Consider the following 16,818-nt stretch of genomic DNA (forward strand, 5'->3'; position numbering starts at 1 on the left):
ATGCGCGAGGATGGTCGACGATGTCCCGCACGATCGTGGCGTTCCATGCCCACCCCGACGACGAGGCCCTCCTCACGGCGGGCACGATGGCACGCCTGGCCGACGAGGGTCACCGGGTCGTCCTCGTGCTGGCGACGGACGGCGGCGCCGGCCTCGCGGCCGAGGAGCTGCGCCGTGGCGGCGGCCTCGGGACCCGGCGCCTCGAGGAGGCGCGGCGCTCCGCACAGGTGCTGGGGGTCGCGCGGGTCGAGTGGCTCGGCTACGCCGACAGCGGCAGCGGCCCGCGGCCCGAGCCCGATGTGCCGGGGGTCGTCCGCTTCTGCCGGGCTCCCCTCGACGAGGCCGCGGAACGGCTCGCGGCGGTCCTGCGCACCGAGCGCGCCGACCTGCTCCTGTCCTACGACGCCAACGGCGGCTACGGGCACCGCGACCACGTGCGGGTCCACGAGGTCGGCGCCCTGGCGGCGCGGATCGCCGGCACCCCGCGGGTGCTCGAGGCGACCGTGCCCCGCGACACCATCGTGCGGGCGGTGCGGGCCGTCGGACGCGTCTACCGGTTCCCGGCCGAGTTCGACCCGACGAGCCTCGATCGGGCCTTCTCGGCGCGCTCCGACATCACCCACCGCATCGACGTGCGGCGCCACGTGCGGGCCAAGCGGGACGCGATGCGGGCGCACGCGTCGCAGGCGACCGGCGGCGGCGCGGCATCCGTCGGCGAGGGCGGGCAGACCGGCGACCGCACCCTGGCCGCGTTCCTGCGCATCCCCCGGCCCGTCTACGATCTCGTCTTCGGGAGGGAGTGGTTCCGCGACCCGTCCCTGCCCGCGGGCGGCCCCGTACGCACCGCCATCTTCGAGGGAGACCCGTGAGCGCGCACACGAGGAAGGTCGCGCAGGCCGTCGTCGGCCTCGGCCTCGCCGCCGTGCTCCTCATCTGGGGCCTGCCCCACTTCGCGAAGACGTCGTGGGGTGACATCTGGGCCGTCATCACGACCGTCCCGCTGTCCCACGCGCTCGGCTACCAGCTGCTCATGCTCCTCGGGCTGTGGTGCTACACCTTCACCTTCACCGGCTCCCTCCCCGGGCTGACGCACGGCAAGGCGCTCATCGTCAACCTCTGCGGGTCGTCGGTGTCGAACCTGCTGCCGGGCGGCGGGGCCCTCGGGCTCGCCGCCACGTACGCCATCTGCCGGTCGTGGGGGTTCACCCGCCGGGCGACGTCGACCTCGGTCATCGTGACCGGCGTGTGGAACGTGCTCGCGCGCATCGCGCTGCCCGTGGGCGCCATCGCCACTCTGTGGTTGAGCGGGGTGGCCCTGCCGTCCGTGCTCACCGAGCTCGCCGTCGCGGGCATGCTCACGGGGGTCGCGATCCTCGGTGCGCTCATCTCGATCATGACGAGCGAACGGGCTGCCCAGGCCATCGGCCGGGGGCTCGACGCTGTCATCGGCCCGCTCGTGCGCCGCCGCCACCCGGCCTCCACGATGCGCGTGTCCGACCTCGTCCACGACCTGCGTGCGCGGATCAACGACGTCGTGTCGAACGGCTGGTGGTCGATGTCGCTCGGCATGGTCGGCTTCTTCGCCGCCTACTTCGTGCTCTTCGTGCTCATCATGCGCGGCACCGGCGTCACGCTGCCGCTCACCCTGCTCTTCGCGGCGTTCGCCATCGGACGCCTGCTCACCACCATCGGCGTCACACCCGGGGGCGTCGGCGTCACCGAGACCGCGACCTCGGCCGTCCTCGTCGCGTGGGGGGCCGACCCCGCCGGGGCCACCGCCGGCGTCGTCCTCTTCTCGATCTTCACGCACCTCATGGAGGTGCCCCTCGGGGCGCTCGGCTGGCTGCTGTGGACCGCCAGCCCGAAGGTCGAGCCCCCCGCCGAGGGCGAGGAAGCCGTCTACGCCTGACCCGGACGCAGGAAGACCATCGCCATCGGGGTCTGCTGCGAGCCCTGGCCGAGCGGGTTGTCGGCGAACATCTCCTCGAAGCGGGTCCGGTCACCCGGGGCGTCCGAGCCGAGGACGTTGCGGCCGATGTCGTTGGCGTCCATGATGACCGTCCCCCCGAAGGTCGAGCGCCACGGCTCCGGCACCCGTTCGCGGATCGCGGCACTGAGCCGCGCCGCGACGGCATCCGGGTCCTTGGGCGCGAGCTTCGCCGAGACGTTCGACGGGTAGGCCGAGTACTCCGTGGGCCCGTCGATCGCGCTGATGTCGTTGCCGACGAGCTCGTAGAACAGGCCCTTGCGCCCGGTCACCTTGCCGACGGCCCCGCCGGCGGCGGCGTAGAGCACCCGCGGCAGGCCGGCCTCCTGGATCGCGAGCTGCATCGTGAACGGGCTACCGAGTCCGATGCCGGCCGGCGTGCGGGTGACGTAGCGCGACAGGACGCGCGCCGGACGCCCGACCTTGATGTCCCACACGAAGTAGGAACGGCCCTGGGTGATCGCCACGACCTTCTCGGAGAGGAAGAACCACCACGGCCCGCGGGTCGCCGCCTCGTGCTCGGGCCCTGCGGACGGCAGCCCGGCGAAGAACCGGTCGACGTGCTCGAGCACCCGCGCGTCGAGGTCGTCGTCGCGGCTGAACAGCTCGGTGCGCACGGGGTAGCGCCGCACGTCCTCCCCGAGCGAGGTGACGAGGTCGAGGCTGCGCCCGGCGTTCGGCTCGTAGTCGGTCTTGACGTGCACCGCCTGCTCGGCGGCCGCGGCGTCCGCGTCGGCGTCGTGGTCGTGGTCGTCGATGAACTCGCGCAGCCACAGCTCGAGGTTGATGAGCCGCCAGAACGTCATCGTGTCGACGTCGTTGGCACCCTTGACCCACCCCTCGAACGCCGCGATGACCTCGGCCTGGTCGACGTAGGGCCGGTTGGCGAAGGACTCGCTGAGGAAGATCGAGTAGAAGTGGTTCTTGAGCCGCATGAACCACTCGACCTGCGGGGTCGTGAACCCGATCTTGTTGCGGCGCCGGTTGATCGACTCGGGGAGCAGGTCGCGCGTGGCGTCGCGCAGCACCCTCTTGTTCCAGCCGTCCTTGATGATCGCCTCGTCCGAGAGGCTGAAGACGTACTTGAGCACCTCCTTGTCGAGGAACGGCACGCGCCCCTCGAGCGAGAAGCGCATCGTGTTCTTGTCCTCGTAGCGCAGCAGGCTCGGCAGCGAGTTGTGGAAGAGGTCCTCGACGAGGCGCTTCTTGAGGTTCGCGCCCTCGGAGGAGTAGCGCTCGCCCGAGTGGGCCGCGACGAAGTCCTTCGCGAGCAGCTGGGTCGTGGGCACCGTCTTCTTGAGGGTGAGCTTGGCCTTGAGCTTGAAGCGGCCCAGGCGGTAGAGGACGTCGAGGCTCTTCGCGAGCTCCGAGGCCGCCGCGGTGGCACCCTGGGCCCGCAGCTGGCGCAGGTAGACGAAGTAGTAGGGGATGTAGCCGGCCATCATCTCGTCGGCGCCCTGGCCGTCGAGGAGCACCGTGACGTGCTTCGTGGCCTCGCGCATCACCTGGAACTGCGCGTAGGGGCCGGAGGAGATGAGCGGCTCCTCCTGGGTGCGGACGAAGTCGAGCAGGTCGGCCTTGAACTCGTCGGCCGTCGGCAGGATCTTGTGCGCGTCGACGTGGCCGGTGCAGATGTCGAGGACGTCGTCGACGTAGCGCTCCTCGTCGTTGATCGAGCCCGGGAAGACGGCCGAGAAGGTGTTCTGGCGGGTGCCGACGGACCGTGTCGAGAGCTCGTCCCCCTCGTTGAGGAGCCGGTTGATGATGACGGCCACGGCGCTGCTGTCGAGCCCCCCGGACAGGCTCGTGCCCACCGGGACCTCGGACTGCAGGCGCAGCCGCACCGACTCGACGAGCCGGCGCTCGTACTCCGCGGCGGCCGCCTCGTCATAGGGGCGCTGCTCGGTCGCGAGCTCGAGGAGCTCCTCCTTGAGCCGGGTGAACATCCGCCGCCGGATGCCGGCCGCGTCGGCCTCGAGCAGCTCACCGGGTGCGAGCCGCTCGATGCCGTCGAAGAAGGTCTCGGTGCCGTCCTCGTGGGCGCGGAAGCGCAGGTAGCGGTACACGGAGCGGTCGTTGACCTTCTTCTCGTACAGCCCGCTCGCGAGGATCGGCTTGATCTCGCTCGAGAAGAGGAGCACCTCGCCGTCGCCGCGCGGGTGGCGGACCCGGGCGACGTAGACGGGCTTGATGCCGAAGTGGTCGCGCGCGAGGGTGAGCCGCTGCTCGTGGCGGTCCCAGATGGCCAGGCCGAACATGCCGTTGAAGCGGTCGAAGGCCTCGGGGCCCCACTGGGCGAAGGCCTGGAGCACGACCTCGGTGTCGCTGTCCGTGGCGAAGGTGCGGCCGAGCGCCTCGAGCTCGGCCCGCAGGTCGAGGTAGTTGTAGACCTCGCCGTTGTAGGCGATGGTGTAGCGCCCGTCGGCGGTGTCCATCGGCTGCTGCCCGTGCGCGACGTCGATGATCGACAGCCGTCGGTGCGCGAGCCCGCAGGGCCCGTCGGTGACGATGCCGTCGCCGTCGGGGCCGCGGTGCTGCTGGCAGTCGTTCATGCGCTGCAGGAGCGCGGTGTCGGCGGTGAGCCCGTGGTAGCCGGCGATGCCGCACATGCGTCAGTGGTCCTGTCGTCCTCGGGGGCGGTGCACACGGCACCGGGGGGCGATGCCGTCGGCACCCGTCGGGATGCCGTCGTCCAAGCCTGCCACGGATGCCGGCCCGGTCCGACTCCGCTCCCCCGCGGCATCGGCTCGGCCCGGCTGCGGGTCAGTCGGGCAGGTGCGCGTCGAGCCAGTGGATGACGTCGGCGGTGACCTCGTCGCGGTTGGTCTCGTTGAAGATCTCGTGGCGGGCTCCCGGGTAGAGGGTGCACGTGACGTCGACGACCCCCACGGAGGAGAACTGCTCGGCCACCTCGCGCGGGCCCCTCCCGCGGTCGCCGACGGGGTCCTGGTCGCCGGCGACGAGGAGGATCGGCAGGTCGCGGCGCACGCGCGCCACCCGGCGGCGGTCGTTGACCTCTCCGATGCCGCCGAGCTGGTCCACCCAGAACCCGGACGTGAAGGTGCGGCCGCACAGCGGGTCCGCGACGTAGAGGTCCACCTCGGCCGGGTCACGGGAGAGCCAGTCGGAGTCGGTGCGGTTGGGCTGGAAGGCGGAGTTGAACTGCCCGAACGAGAGCTTGGCGAGGAGGGGGCTGACGTGGCGCCGGCCGCGCAGGCGCGCCTCGAGGCGGGCGATCGCGAGCCCGGCCTTGCCGAGGAGGCCGGGATCGCCCATCGTGCCGGAGAGCACGAGCCCGGCCAGGTCGCGGCTGCCCTCGATGACGTAGGCGCGGGAGATGACCGAGCCCATCGAGTGGCCGAGCAGGAAGACCGGCAGCCCCGGGTGCTCCTCCTGCGCGAAGCGGGTCACGGCGCGCACGTCCTCGACGACGGTGGCCCAGCCGTCCCGGTCGGCGAAGTAGCCGTGGTCGGCCTCGCTCGCGGTGGCGCCGTGGCCGCGGTGGTCGTGGGCGTAGACGGCGTACCCCGCCGCGGTGAGGGCCTCGGCGAGGCGGGCGTAGCGCGCCGAGTGCTCGGCCATGCCGTGCGCGATCTGGACGACGGCCTTCGGCGGGCCGTCGGGCAGCCACCGCAGGGTGTGGAGTGGGATGCCGTCGCTCGCCGTCACCGTCGTCGTCGTGCTCTGCATGGTCGCCGCCTCTGGTTACCGATGGGTATGCCGGGGACAGCCTGCCACGCCGACGGCTCGGGCCACAGCAGTCCCCACCCTCCAGGCGTTCACTCCCACTCGATCGTGCCCGGTGGCTTGCTCGTGACGTCGAGGACGACCCGGTTGACCTCCCGCACCTCGTTCGTGATGCGGGTCGAGATCCTCGCGAGCACGTCGTACGGGACGCGGGTCCAGTCGGCCGTCATCGCGTCCTCCGAGGAGACCGGGCGCAGCACGACGGGGTGGCCGTAGGTGCGACCGTCGCCCTGGACCCCGACGGAGCGGATGTCGGCGAGCAGGACGACCGGGCACTGCCAGATGTCGCGGTCGAGCCCGGCGGCGGTGAGCTCCTCGCGGGCGATGGCGTCGGCGGAGCGCAGCACGTCGAGGCGCTCACCGGTGACCTCGCCGACGATCCGGATGCCCAGGCCCGGGCCCGGGAACGGCTGGCGCCAGACGATGGCCTCGGGCACGCCGAGCTCGAGCCCGACCTGGCGCACCTCGTCCTTGAAGAGCAGCCGCAGTGGTTCGACGAGCTTGAACCGGAGGTCGTCGGGCAGGCCGCCGACGTTGTGGTGGGACTTGATGTTCGCCGTGCCGCTGCCGCCCCCGGACTCGACGACGTCGGGGTAGAGCGTGCCCTGCACGAGGAACTCGACGGGGTGGTCGCCGGCCCCCTCGTGCGCGCCGACGACGTCGCGGGCCGCCTGCTCGAAGACGCGGATGAACTCGCGGCCGATGATCTTGCGCTTCTCCTCGGGGTCGGACACCCCGGCGAGCGCGGTGAGGAAGCGCTCGCGCGCGTCGACGACGACGAGGTCGACCCCGGTGGCCGCGACGAAGTCCTTCTCGACCTGCTCGGCCTCGTTCGAGCGCAACAGCCCGTGGTCGACGAAGACGCAGGTCAGCTGGTCGCCGACGGCCCTCTGCACGAGCGCGGCCGCGACGGAGGAGTCGACGCCCCCCGACAGGCCGCAGATGACCCGGGCGTCGCCGACCTGGGCGCGCACCGCCGAGACGAGGTCGTCGACGACGTTGGCCGCCGTCCACTCCCCGGTGAGGCCCGCCCCACGCAGGAGGAAGTTCTCGAGCACCTGCTGCCCGAAGGTCGAGTGCAGCACCTCCGGGTGCCACTGGACGCCGTAGAGCCGGCGCTCGTCGTCCTCGAAGCCGGCGACGGGCGCACCCGACGTCGTCGCCGTGACCGTCATGCCGGGCGGGGCGGCCGAGACCGAGTCACCGTGGCTCATCCACACCGACTGCTCCGCCGGCTGCCCGTTGAACAGGGTCGACGAGGTGTCGAGGACGCGGGCCGGGGTGGCGCCGAACTCGGACAGGCCGGTCCGCTCGACGGTGCCGCCGAGGGCCTGCGCCATCGCCTGGAAGCCGTAGCACATCCCGAACACCGGCACCCCCGCCTCGAGCAGGGCCGGGTCGAGCGACGGGGCCCCCTCGGCGTACACCGACGACGGCCCACCGGACAGGATGACGGCGGCGGGGTCCTTGGCGAGCAGCTCGGCGACCGGCATCGAGTGCGGCACGACCTCGCTGAAGCAGCTGGCCTCGCGAACCCGCCGGGCGATGAGCTGGGCGTACTGGGCGCCGAAGTCGACGACGAGCACCGGCCGGTCGGCGAGGCGCACCGGCTCGCCGCCCTCGACTACGACGTGGCCGACGCCCTCGTGGGGGCGGGGACGGGGCTCCGTGCGGGGGGCGTCGCTCACGCGGTCAAGGCTACTGGCGCGCGGCGACGAGCCCGGCCTCGACCTCGGCCGCCACCTTGCGCTCGACCCAGAACGACAGGAACGGCACGCACCCGGCGAGCATGACGAGCACCATCCTCGTCAGGGACCAGCCCACCTTGAAGCCGAGCAGCGCCGTGGCGACGAGGTAGACCATGTAGATGAAGCCGTGCGGCTGGGGCCACCAGTGCAGCGGGTTCTCCTCACCCTTCATCCCGAAGCCGTAGGCGAGCACCATCTCGACGACGAGCACGAGCAGCCCCACCCCGACGATGAACGCCATGACCTTGAAGAAGGTCAGCCGCGAGCGGGCGCCCTCGACGTCGTCGATGTGCAGGGCGCCGCCGGCCGTGGCGGTCGGGGCGCCGGGGGCGGGGGTGCTGGGGTCAGTCGTCACGCGCACCATTGTCACCCGCGCCCACCGGGGTCCCCGCGGCGGGCTGCGTCACGGCGATCGCGCCGGATGCCGTGCCGTCCGGTTCCGGGGCTTGCCCGGCGGCCGCTCGCCGGGCCTCCTCGCGCACCATCCGGAACCACACCCAGAAGGCGAAGAGGGCGAACACCCACCACTGCACGGCATACGCCGCGTTGCGCCACTGGATGCTCGTGTCGGCGAGCGGTGTCGGCACCCTCGTGAGCCCGGGCCCGGTCGCCGGGTCCTCGGCCTCGAGGAAGACGAACGCGTTGTAGAGGTCGCCGGGCCAGCTGTTGACGAGGAGCGAGAGGTCGACCGAGCCGATCTGCCCCTCGGGCACCGGCTCGCTCACCGGGGACTCACCGGGGGCCAGCCCGCCGGCGATGGTGAGGGTCCCCGCGGGCGGCGACCCGGCATCCGCGGGGTCGGTGACGAACCCCCGCACGACCGGCAGCGTGGCGCCGCTCGCGTCGACGACGAACGGCGTGAGCACCCACAGGCCGGGCACCCCGTCGAGCAGCCGCCCGGGCACGAGCAGCTGGCCGGTGGCGGCGTAGCGGCCCGTCGCCGTGACCGGGCGGGAGGACAGGTCGTCGCGGAAGGGCGCGTGCGGCTCGAGGACGGTCGTGAGCTCGGCGGGGGCCTGGGCCCGGGCCTGCTCGACCGCCTCGCGGTGGGCGGTGCTCTCGGCGACGCCGAGCTGCCAGCGGCCGAGGAACCCGAAGGCGATGCCGACGGCGATGACGAGCGCGAGGAGCCCGAGGAACCTCGGTCTCAGGGCGGTCCGCAGCACTCTTCGAGGCTACGTCACCGCGACGGCGCGCCCGCTCGCCCGGCCGACCCCCGGCATCCGCACCCCGCCCCACCTCGGAAAACTCGGTGGCTCGCGGGCCGTCCGGCCGCCTAGCGTGGACGGGCGATGAGACACCACTCCTGGCCCTACGCGATCGACGCGGACGCGGCCCCACCTCTCGACGCCGACCGCCTCGTCCTGTGGCTCGGCCGGCGGCAGTGGCGCACCCTGCTCGGCGGGGTGCTCTTCGGCGTGCCGTGGATGCTGTCGGTCGCCCTCGTGCCCGCCGCCATCGGCCGGGCCGTCGACGAGGGACTCGTCGCCCGCGACCCCGGTGCGCTCGTCACCTGGTCGGCCGTCATCATGGGCCTGGGCGTCGTGAGCGCCGTGACGACGAACGGCCGGCACTGGTTCGCCGTGCGGAACTGGCTCGTCGCCTCCTTCCGCACCGCGCTCGTCACCGAGCGGGCGGTGCGGCGGGCCGGCCCCGCCCTGACGCGCGAGCTCCCGGCGGGCGAGGTCGTGACGAGCTTCGCGAGCGACTTCTGGCGGATGGGCAACGCCTTCGACATCACGGCGCGGATGGCCGGCGCCGTCGTGAGCTTCGTCGTCGTCTCGGCGATCCTGCTCCGGGGCTCCGTGCTGCTCGGCGTCATCATGCTCGTCGGGGGCCCGCTCCTGCTCGCCTCGCTCGCGCTCGTCGTGCGGCCCCTCCAGCGACGCCAGCAGGCGCAGCGCGCGGAGGCCGGCCGGCTCACCTCGCTCGGGGCCGACACCGTCGCGGGGCTGCGGGTACTGCGCGGCATCGGCGGCGAGGACGCCTTCCTCGCCCGGTACACCGCGCAGTCCGACCGCGTGCGCCGCGCCGGGGTGCGCCTCTCGCCCCTCCAGGCGACGCTCGACGCCGCCCAGGTGCTCCTCCCCGGGGTCTTCGTCGTCGTCGTGACCGGCGTCGGGGCGCACCTCGCCGTCGCCGGGGAGATCACCCCGGGCCAGCTCGTCGCCTTCTACGGGTACACCGCCTTCCTCACCATGCCGCTGCGGACCGCGACCGAGTTCGTCGACAAGCTCATCCGCACCCGGGTCGCCGCCCGCCGGGTCGTCCGGGTGCTCGCCGTCCGGCCCGACCACGCCACGAGCCCGTCCCTCGCCGCGGTGGGCGCGCTGCTCGACCCCGGTGCGCCCCTGCTCGACCCGGCGTCCGGCGTCGTCGTCGAACCCGGCCGGCTCACGGCGCTCGTCAGCGCCCGCCCCGAGGAGACCGCCGAGGTCGCCGACCGGCTCGGCCGCCTCCTGCCCGGCCGGCACGGCGTGTGCTGGGGTGGGGTGGCGCTCGACGACCTGCCCCTCGACGAGGTGCGCGCCCGCGTCGTCGTCTCCGAGGCCGACCCGCACCTGTTCAGCGGCCCGGTGCGCGAGGCGCTCGGCGGGCCCGACGACGCGGCCCGGTGGGCCGCGGTGCACGTCGCGAGCGCGGGCGACGCCATCGAGGCGATCGACGGCGGCATGGGCGGCGACCTCGAGGAGCGCGGCCGCGCCCTCTCCGGCGGCCAGCGCCAGCGCGTCGCCCTCGCCCGGGCGCTCGTGCGCGACCCGGACGTGCTCGTGCTCGTCGAGCCGACGAGCGCCGTCGACGCGCACACCGAGGCGCGGATCGCCGAGCGGCTCGGTGCCCACCGGGCCGGCCGCACGACGGTCGTCGTCACGGTCAGCCCCCTGCTCCTCGACCGGGCCGACACCGTGCTCCTCCTCGAGGACGGGCGGGTCACGGCCTCCGGGCGGCACCACGACCTGCTCCGCTCGCACCCGGCCTACCGCGACGTCGTGCTACGGGGTGAGGACTGATGTCGCCGCTCCTCGGACGCACCGACCACGCCGCGCGGACCCTGCCGATCGCCACCGCCCCCACCGTCGTCGCGCACACGAGGGCGCTGCTGCGCCACCACCGCGGCCCGCTCACCGGGGTGCTGCTCTGGCACGGTGGCGCCGCCCTCGTCGCGCTGCTCGGGCCGTGGGTCGTCGGGCAGATCGTCGAGGAGGTCACGACCGGCGAGGGCCGGCTGGGCCGCATCGACCAGCTCATCGGCATCCTCGTCGCCGCCGTCGTCGTGCAGACCGTGCTCACCTGGGTGGCCCGCCGGTCCTCGTTCGTGCTCTCGGAGCTGATCTTCGCCCGGCTGCGCGAGGACTTCATCGCCTCCTCGGTCCGCCTGCCCCTGTCGACCGTCGAGCGCGCCGGCACCGGCGACCTCGTGGCGCGCACGACGAACGACATCGACTCGCTCGCGCACATCATCCGCTTCGGCATCCCGGCGATCGTCGTCGCGGTGACGACGGTGGCGGCCACCGCGGTCGCGGCCGTGCTCACCTCCCCCCTGGCGGCGCTCGCGCTGCTCACCGCGGCCGTCGTGCAGGTGCCGACCTCGCGCTGGTACCTCTCGCGGGCGGGTGACGGCTACCTGTGGGAGCACGCCTCCTACGCCCGGCTCAACGGGGTCGCCTCCGAGACCGTCGAGGGCGCCCGCACGATGGACGCCCTCGGCCTGCAGGCCGCCCGGGGCCGGCGCTTCCAGGACGCGCTCGACGAGTGCGGCGACGCGGAGGCCTACACGATGGGCCTGCGGCTGCGCTGGTTCCCCTGGCTCGAGATCGGGTTCTTCCTCCCGATCGCGACATCGGTGCTCTGGGGCGGGTACCTCGCGTTCACCGGCCACATCTCGGTCGCGGCCGCGACGGCGGTCACGCTCTACGTGCAGCAGCTGCTCGACCCGCTCGGGGAGCTCATCTCGTGGCTCGACGAGATCCAGTTCGCCGCGACCTCGCTCGCGCGCATCCTCGGCGTCGAGGAGGTGCCCCCGGACCGCGTGGCCACCGGGGCCCGGCCCGAGGGTGACCGGGTCGACGTCGACGACGTGCGCTACTCCTACCGCGAGGGCCGTGACGTGCTGCACGGCGTCTCGCTCGGGCTCGTGCCCGGCGAGCGGCTCGCGATCGTCGGGCCGTCGGGTGCCGGGAAGTCGACGCTCGGCCGGCTCATGGCCGGCATCGACGGGCCGCGCACCGGCCGGGTGACCGGCGGCGGGGTCCCGCTCGTCGACCTCGAGCTGCCGGTGCTGCGCGGGGAGGTCGCGCTCGTCACCCAGGAGCACCACGTCTTCGTCGGGACCCTCGCCGAGAACCTGCGACTGCCCCGGCCCGAGGCCACCGACGACGAGCTGCGCGACGCGCTGGCCGCCGTCGACGCCCTCGAGTGGGCCGAGGCGCTGCCCCACGGGCTCGCGACGGTCGTCGGCTCCGGCGGGCACCCGCTGACCGAGGCCCAGGCGCAACAGCTCGCCCTCGCGCGGCTCGTGCTCGCCGACCCGCACACCCTCGTGCTCGACGAGGCCACCTCGCTGCTCGACCCCCGTGCGGCGCGGCACCTCGAGCGTTCCCTCGCCGCCGTCGTCGACGGGCGCACCGTCGTCGCCATCGCGCACCGCCTGCACACGGCGCACGACGCCGACCGGGTGGCCGTCGTCGAGGGCGGTGTCGTCAGCGAGCTCGGGTCCCACGACGAGCTCATCGCCCGCGACGGGTCGTACGCCGCGCTCTGGCGCTCCTGGCGCGACGAGTCCTGACGCTCACCCGCGACGTCAGCGGGTGGCGCTCCCCGCCCGCTCGGGGCGGGTTCCCTCCTCGGCCTCGAGGACGATCTGCTCGGCCTCCTCGACCGTCGCCCCGTCGGCGACGGCCTCGTCGAGCGCCGCCTGCTCGCGGCGGCGGCGCAGGGCGAGCCAGAGCAGGCCCAGCACGACGAGGGCCACGACGACCTTGCTCACCGGCGAGACCCAGCGCTCGACGACGGCGTAGTCGGCGCCGAGCCGGTAGCCGACCCAGATGAAGAGCGCGTTCCACACCCCGCTCCCGGCGGCGGTGAGCAGGGTGAAGCGCGCGAGCGGCATCCGCTCCAGGCCCGCCGGCACCGACACGATGGAGCGCACGAGCGGCACGAAGCGGCCGAAGAAGACGATCGCGGTGCCGTGCCGCTCGAAGAAGCGGTGCCCCCGGGCGAGGTCACGCTGCCCGAAGAGGACGAACCAGCGCCGGCCGGCGAGTTCCTCGAGCCGCTCGTAGCTCACCGTGCGGCCGAGCCCGTAGAGGACGTAGGCCCCGACGAGCGAGCCGATGGTGGCCGCCACCCAGGCGAGCACCGGGTCGATGCGCCCGCTCGCCGCGGCGAACCCGGCGAAGGGCAGGACGACCTCGGAGGGGATGGGCGGGAGCACGGTCTCGAGGGCCAGGAGCGCCCCGACCCCCACCTCCCCGATGGACTCGATGACGTCGACGACCGGGCCGGTGATGGACTGCACCGGTCAACGGTACGCACGGACCTCGCTCGATGGGGAATCCGCCCTGCTGTGGCGTCAACGTTCGACGAGCCGGATCGACACCTCCACGGTGTCGTCGTCGGTGAGCCCCTCGGCGGTGCGCACGGCCTTCTTGACCGGCAGGACGTAGGCCCCCGCGTCGGCGGAGGGGAAGAGCGAGGTGCGCCACACGGTGGTACCGACGGTGACCTCGACGCGCACCGACCCGAACCCGCCGGTGGCGTCACCGACGGCCTCGTCGACCTCGTCGCTGACGTCGTCGGGCACCGTGACGAAGCGCCACGAACCCTCCCTCCAGCGCCACAGCGTCGTGGCGAAGGTCCACGGACCCGGCGTCGAACCGCTCATCCCCCCATCGTCGCGCGACCCACCGACACGGGCACGCCACCGGCCGTGCCGGCCGCCCCGGCGGCGCCGCTCGCCCCACCCGACGCACCGGCATCCGGCCCGACCCGCGGGAAGCCCACGGGCACCGCCGGGTGGCGGGGCGCCACCGGCGGCAGCACGGCGTACGGCTCGCCCTGGCGCGGGCGCTGGTCGGCGTCCCCGTGGTTGGGCCAGAACGACATCGCCCGCTCGGCCTGCGCGGTGATCGTGAGCGACGGGTTGACGCCGAGGTTCGCCGAGATCGCGGCGCCGTCGACGACGTGGACGCCCGGGTGCCCCCACACGCGGTGGTAGGGGTCGAGCACCCCGCGCTCGCGGTCGGAGCCGATCGGGGCGCCGCCGATGAAGTGGGCGGTCATCGGCGTGTCGAGCACCTCGCCCCACGACCCGCCGGCCACGGCCCGCCGGCCGGTCTCCTCCTGCAGCCGCGCCGCGACGGCCTGCATCGCCGTGTGCCCCACCTCGATGTACGTCGGGTTCGGCTCACCGTGGCCCTGCTCGGAGGTCAGCCGGTGGCGGCCGAACAGCCCCCGGCGGCGGAAGGTGCGCAGCGAGTTGTCGCGGGTCTGCATGACGAGGCCGATGATGCTTCGCTCGCTCCAGCGGTAGGCGTTGAGCCCGACGACGCGCAGGTCGCGGGGGTTTCGGGCGAGCTCGACGAGGGCCTGGAGCAGCCGCGAGCGGCCGGTGTCCGGCGGCACGCGCACGCCCGCCAGGAGGGCCATCGCGTTCGACCCCTTGCCGTAGCGGCAGTTCTCGACGTGGGTGACCTCGTCCGGGTGGAACGACGACGTGATGGCCACCCCGCGGGTCAGGTCGGTCGCCCGCGGCACCGAGACGGTCGTCGCACCGAGCAGGGCCTCGGAGTTGGTGCGCGTCAGGTGGCCGAGCCGCTGCGAGACCCGCGGCAGCTCGCCGACGTCGCGCATCTCGTGGAGGAGGTGCTGGGTGCCCCACGTCCCGGCCGCGACGACGACGTGCCGGGCCGTCGTGACCCGGGCGTCGCGCCCTGACCGGGGGCCCGTGCGCTCGTGGAGCACGCGGTAGACCTCACCCGTGCCGTCCGGCGCGCCGGTTCCCGGGACGACGCCGAGCCGGGTCACGGTGCGCATCGGCTCGATGACGACACCGAGCCCCTCGGCGAGGGCGAGGTAGTTCTTGACGAGGGTGTTCTTCGCACCGATGCGGCAGCCGACCATGCAGTTGCCGCACTCGGTGCAGCCGGTGCGCTCCGGGCCGACGCCCCCGAAGTAGGGGTCCGCGGTGCGGGCTCCGGGCGGGCCGAAGTAGATGCCGACCGGCGTCTTGCGGAAGGTGTCGCCGACGCCGAGGTCCTCGGCCGTCTGGCGCATGACCCGCTCGACCGGCCCGTCGCACGGGTTGGTCACGACCCCGAGCATCCGCGAGGCCGTGTCGTAGTGGGGTGCCAGCTCGGCCTGCCAGTCGGTGATGTCGCCCCACTGCGCGTCGCGGTAGAACGGGGCGGGTGGCACGTAGAGCGTGCACGCGTAGTTGAGCGAGCCGCCGCCCACGCCGGCCCCCGCGAGGATCATGACGTCCTTGAGCCGGTGAATGCGCTGGATGCCGTAGAGGCCCAGGGCCGGTGCCCACAGGAAGTTGCGCAGGTCCCAGGAGGTCCTCGCGAAGTCCTCGTCCGCGAAGCGCCGCCCCGCCTCGAGCACGAGCACCCGGTAGCCCTTCTCCGCCAGGCGCAGCGCCGAGACGGACCCGCCGAAGCCGGAACCGATGACGACGACGTCGACGTCCGTGCCGGCATCCACGTCCGGGCCCTCCGGACCGTTCGGGACTCGTGTGCTCACTTCATCCTCACCGCCTTCATGACGCGCAGCGCCGCGGTGAGCCCGCGCGCGAACGCCCGGTCGGACATGCCGGCGAGCGGCGCGATGCCCACGAGGTGCTGCGAGGTGATGTTCTGGCTCTCGGTGTACTTCATGAGCCCCTCCCGGCCGTGGCGGCGACCCAGGCCGGAGGACTTCATCCCGCCCATGGGGGCGGCCACGCTGCCCCACGCCGCGGCATAGCCCTCGTTGAGGTTGACGGTGCCGGCGTGGATGCGCCCCGCGATCTCGCGGCCGCGCCGCACGTCCCGGGTCCAGACCGAGGCGTTGAGGCCGAACTCGGTGTCGTTGGCGAGGCGGACGGCCTCGTCGTCGGAGTGCACCCGGTAGACCGACACGAGCGGCCCGAAGGTCTCCTCGTCGCGGCACGCCATCGCCGACGTCACGCCCTCGAGCACGGTGGGCTCGACGACGAGCGGGCCGATGTCCGGGCGGGCCCGCCCGCCGGTGAGCACGCGCGCGCCCTTGGACACGGCATCCTCGATGTGCGCGAGCACCTTGTCCTTCTGCTCGGCGCTCGCGAGGCTGCCCATCTCGGCGCCCCAGTGCAGGCCGGTCGACAGGCGCATCCGCGACACCCGCTCGACGAACCGCGGCACGAACTCGTCGTAGACGTCGGCGTGGACGACGAGCCGCTCGGCACTGACGCACAGCTGCCCCGCGGACGAGAAGCAGGCGCGCACCGCACCGTCGACGGCGCGGCGCAGGTTGGCGTCCGCGGCGACGTACATCGTGTTCTTCCCGCCGAGCTCGAGGCTGATGCCGACGAGACGACGACCGGCGGACTGGGCGACGCGGCGGCCGGTGGCCGTCGACCCCGTGAAGCTGATGTAGTCGGCGTGGTCGACGACGGCCTGCCCGGTCGGGTTCCCCGGCCCGAGGACGACCTGGAGGAGCCCGTCCGGCAGCCCGGCCTCGGCGAAGATCTCGGCCCCCGCCAGCGCGGTGAGCGACGCCTGGCTGTCGGGGCGGTGGACGACACCGTTGCCCGCGAGCAGGGCGGGGATCGTGTCGGACACCGCGAGGGTCAGGGGGTAGTTCCACGGCGAGACGATGCCGACGACCCCCTTGGGGCGGTGGTGCTCCACCGCCCGGGAGAGCATCGGGAGCACCCCGACGTGCTTGGTGTCGCGCAGCAGCGCCGGGGCCCGGCGGGCGTAGTGCCGCGCGACGATGGCGCAGTCGGCCACCTCCTCGAACGCGTGGCTGCGCGCCTTGCCGGACTCGAGCTGCACGAGGTCGAGCAGCTCGGGCTGCCGGTCGAGGAGGAGGTCGTGCACGCGCAGCATGACCGCCGCGCGGTGCTCGACCGGGGTGAGGGCCCACGCCTGCTGGGCGACCCGGGCGGCGTCGACCGCCACCGCGACGTCCCGCGCGCTCGACACGGGCAGGACCGCGAGGGGCGCCCCCGTGAGCGGGGTCGTCGTGCGCAGCTCGCCGTCCTCGCCCGAGGCGATGACGCGGGCGGTGAGGGCCCGCACCCGCGCCGGGTCCACGGCGTACGTGGCGGCAGGGTCGGTTTCCGGGTCAGCGATGACGTCGGCCATTACCCGA

Annotated in this window: 13 protein-coding genes; 4 read left to right on the forward strand and 9 right to left on the reverse strand. The window is 73.6% G+C overall.

All coding sequences use genetic code 11. The features are described from left to right. Window positions 1–20: 20 nt before the first annotated feature. The gene (locus ABD899_RS00145; protein WP_345200958.1) at window positions 21–869 is read left to right on the forward strand and encodes a PIG-L deacetylase family protein; all 849 of its coding nucleotides are present in this window, start codon (window positions 21–23) and stop codon (window positions 867–869) included. Continuing rightward, on the forward strand, window positions 866–1,909 hold the full coding sequence (locus ABD899_RS00150; protein ID WP_345200961.1) for a lysylphosphatidylglycerol synthase transmembrane domain-containing protein: 1,044 nt from the start codon (window positions 866–868) through the stop codon (window positions 1,907–1,909). The genes ABD899_RS00145 and ABD899_RS00150 overlap by 4 nt, the downstream gene beginning before the upstream one ends. Here the strand turns inward: ABD899_RS00150 and asnB are convergent. The 5 genes from asnB to ABD899_RS00175 form a co-directional block, all read right to left on the reverse strand. Then, the gene (asnB, locus tag ABD899_RS00155; protein ID WP_345200963.1) at window positions 1,900–4,596 is read right to left on the reverse strand and encodes an asparagine synthase (glutamine-hydrolyzing); all 2,697 of its coding nucleotides are present in this window, start codon (window positions 4,594–4,596) and stop codon (window positions 1,900–1,902) included. The two genes, ABD899_RS00150 and asnB, sit on opposite strands and share 10 nt — an antisense overlap. A 154-nt stretch (window positions 4,597–4,750) precedes the next feature. Further along, window positions 4,751–5,677 carry an alpha/beta hydrolase gene (locus tag ABD899_RS00160; protein WP_345200966.1) on the reverse strand — a complete coding sequence of 309 codons (927 nt, stop codon included), beginning with the start codon at window positions 5,675–5,677 and terminating at the stop codon, window positions 4,751–4,753. An 89-nt stretch (window positions 5,678–5,766) separates the two neighbouring features. After that, the gene (guaA, locus tag ABD899_RS00165; protein WP_345201651.1) at window positions 5,767–7,341 is read right to left on the reverse strand and encodes a glutamine-hydrolyzing GMP synthase; all 1,575 of its coding nucleotides are present in this window, start codon (window positions 7,339–7,341) and stop codon (window positions 5,767–5,769) included. Between the two features lie 91 nt (window positions 7,342–7,432). Next, window positions 7,433–7,777: a DUF3817 domain-containing protein gene (locus tag ABD899_RS00170; protein ID WP_345201653.1), complete on the reverse strand. Its 345-nt coding sequence runs from the start codon at window positions 7,775–7,777 to the stop codon at window positions 7,433–7,435. Window positions 7,778–7,826: 49 nt separating this feature from the next. Next, window positions 7,827–8,648, reverse strand: a complete 822-nt coding sequence (locus ABD899_RS00175) for an SURF1 family protein (protein WP_345200969.1) — start codon at window positions 8,646–8,648, stop codon at window positions 7,827–7,829. 126 nt (window positions 8,649–8,774) lie between these two features. Between ABD899_RS00175 and ABD899_RS00180 the strand changes: the two genes are divergently transcribed. Together ABD899_RS00180 and ABD899_RS00185 are read left to right on the forward strand one after the other, a co-directional pair. Then, window positions 8,775–10,493 carry an ABC transporter transmembrane domain-containing protein gene (locus ABD899_RS00180; RefSeq protein WP_345200971.1) on the forward strand — a complete coding sequence of 573 codons (1,719 nt, stop codon included), beginning with the start codon at window positions 8,775–8,777 and terminating at the stop codon, window positions 10,491–10,493. Then, the gene (locus ABD899_RS00185; RefSeq protein ID WP_345200974.1) at window positions 10,493–12,268 is read left to right on the forward strand and encodes an ABC transporter ATP-binding protein; all 1,776 of its coding nucleotides are present in this window, start codon (window positions 10,493–10,495) and stop codon (window positions 12,266–12,268) included. The genes ABD899_RS00180 and ABD899_RS00185 overlap by 1 nt, the downstream gene beginning before the upstream one ends. 15 nt (window positions 12,269–12,283) lie before the next feature. Here the strand turns inward: ABD899_RS00185 and ABD899_RS00190 are convergent, their stop codons facing one another. The 4 genes from ABD899_RS00190 to ABD899_RS00205 are packed head-to-tail and all read right to left on the reverse strand — an operon-like array spanning window position 12,284 to window position 16,811. Next, window positions 12,284–13,000 carry a DedA family protein gene (locus tag ABD899_RS00190; protein ID WP_345200976.1) on the reverse strand — a complete coding sequence of 239 codons (717 nt, stop codon included), beginning with the start codon at window positions 12,998–13,000 and terminating at the stop codon, window positions 12,284–12,286. A gap of 54 nt (window positions 13,001–13,054) precedes the next feature. After that, window positions 13,055–13,366 (reverse strand): DUF1905 domain-containing protein, encoded by a 312-nt coding sequence (locus tag ABD899_RS00195; RefSeq protein WP_345200978.1) that lies wholly within the window; start codon window positions 13,364–13,366, stop codon window positions 13,055–13,057. Further along, window positions 13,363–15,225: an FAD-dependent oxidoreductase gene (locus tag ABD899_RS00200; protein WP_345200980.1), complete on the reverse strand. Its 1,863-nt coding sequence runs from the start codon at window positions 15,223–15,225 to the stop codon at window positions 13,363–13,365. The genes ABD899_RS00195 and ABD899_RS00200 overlap by 4 nt, the downstream gene beginning before the upstream one ends. Continuing rightward, window positions 15,222–16,811 (reverse strand): succinic semialdehyde dehydrogenase, encoded by a 1,590-nt coding sequence (locus ABD899_RS00205; protein WP_345200983.1) that lies wholly within the window; start codon window positions 16,809–16,811, stop codon window positions 15,222–15,224. The genes ABD899_RS00200 and ABD899_RS00205 overlap by 4 nt, the downstream gene beginning before the upstream one ends. Between the last annotated feature and the right edge of the window lie 7 nt (window positions 16,812–16,818).

Origin of the sequence: Fodinibacter luteus (genome assembly GCF_039541575.1) — a bacterium.
GTDB classification, from domain to species: domain Bacteria; phylum Actinomycetota; class Actinomycetes; order Actinomycetales; family Dermatophilaceae; genus Fodinibacter; species Fodinibacter luteus.